This is a genomic window from Pseudomonas sp. efr-133-TYG-103a, assembly GCF_030209235.1.
Taxonomy (GTDB): domain Bacteria; phylum Pseudomonadota; class Gammaproteobacteria; order Pseudomonadales; family Pseudomonadaceae; genus Aquipseudomonas.
In genome coordinates this window covers 36254-43145 of record NZ_JARVSK010000034.1, presented here as the reverse complement: position 1 = coordinate 43145, position 6892 = coordinate 36254, and the positions used below count along the sequence as shown (strand labels likewise).

Genomic DNA, 6892 nt, shown 5'->3' with positions numbered 1-6892 from the left:
CGCCCTGCAGCGGGGTTTCCACGGCGACGTCGTAGACGCGGGAGGTGAGGATTTTGCGCACGTAATCACTGAGCAGGTGACTGTGAGCCTGCAAGCCGTCGAGGAGTTGATTCATCGCGTGGTCCCCGTCGAGGTCGAAGCATCGATCAGGTACAGGGCAGGGGCGGCGAGGGTAGGGCGGATGATGATCATGTCTGGCTCCTGGTTCGATTTTTTGGCCCGGGAGACAGAGAGAGAAAACCCGCCTCGAGGGCGGGTTGGGTGCAAACGTCGGCTAACCCGCCATGACTGGAATGGCGGTAATAATTATCTGGCCGAAGAAATGCTTGGTTACGTTCATGGCTCGAAGACTATGGCGAGCTGTTCCATGCCGTCAAGTGGCAATCGTGCACTGCTTTCGTCATCCAGCAACCTTGCGCTGGGAAAACGCCTACACGACAGTCAGCCAAATAATGCTATTTCGTCAGATTTTTCCTGACCACTTGCGTGAATTTTAACGGTGGGCTAAACATTGAGGATTGGCGACAGGCCACGCGCTAGAGCCTTGACAGGGATGTGTCGGTAAATTTTCTGCTATTGACCTCGTCTACTGTTCAAGAAGCCTTCATTTTTCAGTCATGAGGGCGCTTTAGGGTGGAGATCGCAGCAGTGATCAGTCGCTGAAACGACCCGCAAACACGACTCCCGAAGCAACAGAGAACAGCCACGAGGGCTTGAGTGATGGACGATTACCAAGAAGAACTGCTGGAGTATCAGGCCTACGAACTCGACCCCGTCGAGCCCGCTGATGACGCAACCGAGCTTTAAGCCTGCGTGGGTGAATGCGTCAGACTGAATGACGCTGGCTGCGGCGGAACTCTCCCGGCGTCTGTCCGTTCCAGCGTTTGAAGGCGCGTTGAAAAGCCTCGGCCGACGCAAAACCCAACAGATAAGCAATCTCTCCGAACGCCAGTTCGGTATCCCTTATATAAGTCATCGCAAGATCCCGGCGCGTGTCGTTGAGGATCGCGCGAAAGCGTGTACCTTCTTCCGCCAGCTTGCGGCGCAACGTCCAGCTCGGCAGCTTCAGCCGGGCGGCGACTTCTTGCAGATCCGGCTCGCGCCCGCCATTCAACAGCGGCCCCAGCATCTGGGTGATTCGCTCGCGCAGCCCGCGCGTTCGCGTGAGTTGCTCCAGTTCGCGCTCGCACACGTGCAGCAGATGCCGCCAGGTGCTCGGCACATGATCCGGATTGCGCAGCCCGAGTTCGCGCAGGCCCAGGCGCAGTTGATTGGCGCCGGCGGCAAAGCTCACCGGCTGTTCGCTGAGGCCCGCATAATCCGCCGCATAGGTGGGCGCTTCGAATTCGATCTCCAGGCGCTCGGCCTGCAATGCGCTGCCCGACAGCGTGGAAAGCTGCTGCAGCCAGCCACTCAGGATCGAATCCACCACAAACCGGTTGTAACCGTTGTACGGGCTGATGGAATAGAAACGCAGCCAGGCGCCGGTGCTGTCTTCATGGAAACTGGACTGCCCTCGATAATTGGAGCCGTACAGGGGTTCGAAGCGGATCAGCGTGCGTGCGGCTTCGCGGACAGTCGGAGCCTGAGCGGCGGTGATGCCCGCCAGACCCGCCTGACTGAAATGGCTCAAGCGTCCCATGCGCAAACCCAGCCCCGCGTTGCCAGTCAACTCGATGGCGGCGTGACCCAGGCGCATGTAGCGCGGAATCGACAGCCGGGCACCGGGCTCGCTCAGCCGAGCAGCGTCCAGGCCGAACTGATCGAGCAGTGGCTGCGGGTCCTGGTCGAAGCTGCGAACGGCGTCGGCCAGGCTGTGAACGAAGCCGACTGACAGATCACCGAGACGGACCCGAGGCGTGTTCATCGGTCACAGCCACAGGTTGATCAAGCGGGCGCCATGCCCGGGTCGGGCTCCCTTGGGCGCTGCGGTGATGGACTGTTCGGCGATGCTTTGCCCGCCACGTGTGGCGAAACTGTGTCCGGCGACACCTTGATCCCAGAACTGCCCTCGCATGAACACACTGATGCCCGCTTTTGCCGTGCTGGCAGGTGTGAGCGCCAGCCGACGCCAGGCTTCGCCTTCGGTCAGCGGCTTCGGACCCAGGTCCAGATGAGCCGCTCGCGGATTATGTTTTTCCCCATGCCAGGGGCGCGACCAGCTGCTGCTGCCCGCGACGAACGCAGGCACGGCAATCAGCTCGGCACCGCTGTCGTTGAGGCGTGCGTAGTTGTCCGGATACCAGCTGTCACTGCCGATGAGAACGGCCAGCCGACCGGCCGGGGTGTCGATCACGCGCAGCGGGGCGTCCTTGCCGGGGCGGATATAGCCCCGCTGATAACCGCTGGGAAACAGCTGCCGTTGCGGCTGGCCGAGGGGCACGCCGTCGCGACCGAACACCAGACTGCTGTTATACAGCGCGCCATGGCCGGCCTTCAGTTGCCCATTGTTAACCTGCGGGCTGGGCAGGACGATCGAGCCGGCGACCAGCGTGACGCCGAATTCTCGGGCAAGACCGCCGAACACGTCCTGATAATCCTGCGCCATGCTGTTCGCCTTCATGCGCAGGTGCGCGTCTTGCAGTCGGTCGCGTCCTCGTGCATGGAACATCGCGTCGACGAACAGCAGCGGATTGCTGAAGGCCAGCCAGTTCAACGCCTCCTCCAGCGTGGTCGCCTGATAGAACTGGGATTTCTCGTTGATCGCGAACAGCCAGGTGCCGACGTGCTCGGGCAGCACCACGATGGTTTTGTCGTTGATCAGCCCGTGCTCGCGGGCTTGCTCAAGGTACGCCGCCAGCTTGCGGTGCAGACGCTTGACGCTTGAGTAATCGGACGGGAACAGTTCGGGCTGGATGCCCAGCAAGTTACCGCGCTCACCGGGCTGGCCGTCGTTGATCACCAGCTGGATGCGCAAGTCCGCCAGGTAATGCCCGACATGCCGCTTGCTGGTCCACAAGCCGTAGCTGACAAGAAGGACCACCAGCACGGTTGCGGTGAGTGAGCCGAGAACTTTGCGCATGAAGAAACGAGAGCTGCCTTTGACGACGCGTGGGTGGCACTGGGGTGTGCGAAGGCTACGGCAAACAGGGGCTTATAGAAAGGTTTTGCTGGGTATTCGGGCGTGCAGGCGGGAGCGAGGAGAGAAGGCTGTGCGGTCTGGCGACCTGACGCCGGCGTGGCATGGAACGACACGCCGAGACCGCAGCCGTCGTGTACGGCTGCGGTCCATGTACGGTATTGCGCCGTTACAGACGGAAGCGGCTTACCAGCGTATTGAACGAGACTGCCAGGCTCGACAGTTCCTGAGTCGACGCGTTGGTCTGATGCGCACCCGCTGCGGTCTGGGTCGACAAGTCCTGGATGTTGACCAGGTTGCGGTCGACTTCGCGGGCGACGTTGGCTTGCTCTTCCGACGCGGTGGCGATGACCAGATTGCGGTCGTTGATCTGTGCGATGCCGTCGGCGATCAGCTCCAGCGCCTGGCCGGTTGCCTGCGCCAGCGCTTGGGTGTCGGTGACCAGCGACTGGCTTTTGCCCATCGCGCCCACGGCCTGATCGGCGCTGGTCTGCACGCTGTTGATCATGCCTTCGATTTCACCGGTGGACGCCTGAGTGCGGGCGGCCAGCGCGCGAACTTCATCGGCAACCACCGCAAAGCCACGGCCTTGCTCGCCAGCCCGCGCGGCTTCGATGGCGGCGTTCAGGGCCAGCAGGTTGGTCTGCTCGGCGATGCCACGGATCACGTCCAGCACTTTGCCGATGTCGCGCACCTGCACGGCCAGGTCCTTGACCATGGTGGTGGACGCGGCAATTTCCGTGGTCGCGCTGTTGATCGCCGACACCGCATTGCGCGCCTGATCGCGACCGTTGCTGGCTTGCAGGCTGGTGGCTTTCGAGGCTTCGGATGTCGAGACGGCGTTGCGGGCGACCTCTTCCACGGCGGAAGTCATTTCCGTCACGGCGGTGGCGGCCTGCTGGATTTCGTCGTTCTGGCGCAGCAGCCCGCGACTGCCGTTGTCGGTCACGGCGGTCAGCTCTTCCGCCGCTGAAGCCAGCTGGTCCGACGCGCTGGCGATCTGTTGAATGGTGGATTTCAGGCTGCTTTGCATCTCCGCCAGCGCGGTCAGCAGTTGGCCGGCTTCGTCGCGCCCGGTGCTGACGATGTGCTGAGTCAGGTCGCCTTGCGCGATGCGTCGGGCGCTCGCCACCGCGCTGGCGATAGGGCGGCTGATCAGACGGCTGATGAACAGACCCAGAACGATGGCCGCGATGAACGCCAGGGTGATGCCGATGTATAGCGAGGTCTTGGCCGACGATTCCAGCTGGCCCGCCGCTTCGGCGCCTTCCCCGACCTGACGGTCATTGGAGTCGACCATGACGGTCAATTCGTCCATCACCACGCGGTAGGTTTTCTGCAGGTCACCGAGCAGCAGGTTGCGACCATTTTCCAGATCACCGGCCCTCATGAGCCCGACGTACTTCTGCACCATGGCCTGATACACCGGCCAGTCCCGCTCCATTTTGTCACCCGCGGCGCGTTCATCGTCTGCCAGCGGCGTCTTGCGATAATCGGCGAAGGCCTTTTCGCTGGCCAGCTGGTTGGCGTTCATCGACGCAATGTATTCGTCCTTCACGCTTTGCGGCAGGCCGGCTGCGGTGGCGATGTACAAGCGGTACAGGTCACGGCTCTGGCCGACGGCCTTGGTTTTTGTCTGGGCGGTATTGGCTACCGAGACAAGGTTGTTTTCAAACACCGACTTCAGGCTTCCCGAAAGTGCGCTGACCCCCCGACTTCCCAATACGCCGACCCCCAGCGTGATGAATGCGCACAGCGCAAAGGCTGTAATCAATTTAGTGGAGAGTTTTGCATCATTGATCCAGCTCATGGGGCATCCTGCTGACGGAGTTTCAAAGGGGGAATTTCGCCGTTACCAAGAAAGGTTGGGCGAGTTGTCGTATGTCTATCGGCGGGTTTGTCTACAGCTATAGGGTTACGGGATGTTTCTTTGAGAAAAGGCTCTGGCTCTGACGTTTCAGCGTGATATGGAATGCTGCTCGGTGGCTCTGTTCAGGCGCTCGACGCCGCGTATCGCTGGGCAGGGAGCCCGATTTGTGGGGGTATTTTCGGCATAAGTAACGAGAATTCGAGACCCGCGACGAAATAAGCGCACAAACGTTCCTAAATCACTCACGCTCTGTAACAGAAAACCTCATATCCTCACTTCGATTTTCACACTGCACTGAGGGCGCTTGTTGAGAATCATCCTCAAAGCGCCGTGCTAGAGCCTTCGATCAAAAAAATAAAAGATGGCACATAGCCTTTTTTGTTTGTTGCTTAATGTTACATTCTGTGAAATATTCGTGAAAATTCATACGACATCGTACTTCTTGACCTGCACCCAGTGAGGTCAGGCGTCCGCGTGTTCGCATGTTTCCAGATCCTTGAAAAAACAGAGAACGCAGTTTCCTGGGGTTGAACTCATGTCGCGTCGCATTGATAAGGGAAAAAGCATGGGGTATGCCTTTGCAGGATTGTTCACACTGATGATCGCCGCGGCGGGTCCAGCCTTCGGCGAGGAGCTTGAAAGCAGCGCTTCGGCGGGCAAACGTCTGGCGGTTGCGGCTGACTGCGTGGCGTGCCATACCGCGCCGGGCGGCAAGGCGTTCGCGGGCGGCTATCCGCTCAGTTCGCCGATGGGCATCATCTACTCGACCAACATCACGCCTTCGAAAACCGCGGGTATCGGCAACTACACCGCCGACCAGTTCGCGCGTGCGGTGCGTGATGGCGTAACGGCCGATGGCACGCATCTGTACCCGGCCATGCCGTACACCTCGTATTCGAAAATGACCGACAGCGATATCGCGGCCCTCTACGACTACTTCATGAAAGAAGTGGAGCCGGTGGACACGCCGACCCGGAAAACCTCGCTGGATTTCCCGTTCAACATCCGCGCCTCGATGATCGGCTGGAACGCGTTGTTTCACAGTGACAAACGCTTCACGCCGGATCCGGCCAAATCCGCAGAGGTCAACCGCGGCGATTACCTGGTCAACGGGCTGGCGCACTGCGACACCTGCCACACCCCGCGCAACGTGCTGATGGCGGCCGACAACAGCAAGGCGCTGGCGGGCGGCGCATTGGGCAGTTGGTACGCGCCGAACATCACCTCCGACAAAGTCAGTGGCATTGGCGCCTGGTCGAGCGACGAGATCGTGGCGTACTTGCGCACCGGGCACGTCGAAGGCAAGGCTCAGGCCGCCGGTCCCATGGCCGAGGCGGTTGAAAACAGCCTGCAGCACCTCAGTGATACCGACCTCAAAGCCATCGCGGCGTACCTGTTGCAGACCCAGCCGGTCAAGACGGGCGAAGCGAAGGCGCGCCATGAATTCGGCCAGGCATCGACTGACGAACTGACCCTGCGCGGCGGTAAACCTGAGGACAATCCAGGCTGGCACATCTTCAGCGGCACCTGCGCCAACTGCCATCAGGCCGATGGTCAAGGCAACAAGGAATACCCGTCGCTGTTTCACAACACCGCGACCAGCCGCAGCGACAACCTGATCGCCGCCATCGTGTATGGCGTGCACCGCGAAGTCGACGGCGTGGCGATCGACATGCCTGCCTTCGGCCCAGACGCACTGTTCACGGATCGCCTCAACGATCAGCAGATCGCCGACGTCAGCAACTACGTGCTGTCGCGTTACGGCAATGCCGAGCAAACCGTAACGGCCGCCGACGTTGCGCTGGCCCGTGAAGGCGGCCCGAAAGCGCCGCTCGCCGTGCTCGCCAAGTTCACCATCCCGGCCATCATCCTCGTCTGCGTGCTGATCGGCCTGGTCGTGATGGCGTTGATCTCCCGCCGTCGCAAGGGGGCTTGAGTAATGG

General features: G+C 61.0%; 5 protein-coding genes. 1 reads left to right on the top strand and 4 read right to left on the bottom strand.

What is annotated here, in order from left to right; all coding sequences use genetic code 11:
- The 4 genes from QRN36_RS27760 to QRN36_RS24090 form a co-directional block, all read right to left on the bottom strand.
- Positions 1–76 (bottom strand): hypothetical protein (locus QRN36_RS27760; RefSeq protein WP_373568797.1); only part of this gene is annotated, 76 nt, incomplete at its 3' end.
- Between the two features lie 750 nt (positions 77–826).
- Positions 827–1867 (bottom strand): AraC family transcriptional regulator, encoded by a 1041-nt coding sequence (locus tag QRN36_RS24100; RefSeq protein ID WP_285426337.1) that lies wholly within the window; start codon positions 1865–1867, stop codon positions 827–829.
- 3 nt (positions 1868–1870) lie between these two features.
- Entirely contained in the window at positions 1871–3022 is a 1152-nt protein-coding gene (locus QRN36_RS24095) for a carbon-nitrogen hydrolase family protein (protein WP_285426336.1), read from the bottom strand.
- A 226-nt stretch (positions 3023–3248) separates the two neighbouring features.
- On the bottom strand, positions 3249–4889 hold the full coding sequence (locus QRN36_RS24090; RefSeq protein ID WP_285426335.1) for a methyl-accepting chemotaxis protein: 1641 nt from the start codon (positions 4887–4889) through the stop codon (positions 3249–3251).
- A gap of 625 nt (positions 4890–5514) precedes the next feature.
- Between QRN36_RS24090 and QRN36_RS24085 the strand changes: the two genes are divergently transcribed.
- On the top strand, positions 5515–6885 hold the full coding sequence (locus QRN36_RS24085; RefSeq protein WP_285426334.1) for a cytochrome c: 1371 nt from the start codon (positions 5515–5517) through the stop codon (positions 6883–6885).
- Positions 6886–6892: the final 7 nt, after the last annotated feature.

Bases quoted from the DNA above. Each gene is read 5' to 3' on its own strand.
- QRN36_RS24085 (WP_285426334.1), top strand. From the start codon at position 5,515: ATGGGGTATGCCTTTGCAGGATTGTTCACACTGATGATCGCCGCGGCG.
- QRN36_RS24090 (WP_285426335.1), bottom strand. From the start codon at position 4,889: ATGAGCTGGATCAATGATGCAAAACTCTCCACTAAATTGATTACAGCC.
- QRN36_RS24100 (WP_285426337.1), bottom strand. From the start codon at position 1,867: ATGAACACGCCTCGGGTCCGTCTCGGTGATCTGTCAGTCGGCTTCGTT.
- QRN36_RS24095 (WP_285426336.1), bottom strand. From the start codon at position 3,022: ATGCGCAAAGTTCTCGGCTCACTCACCGCAACCGTGCTGGTGGTCCTT.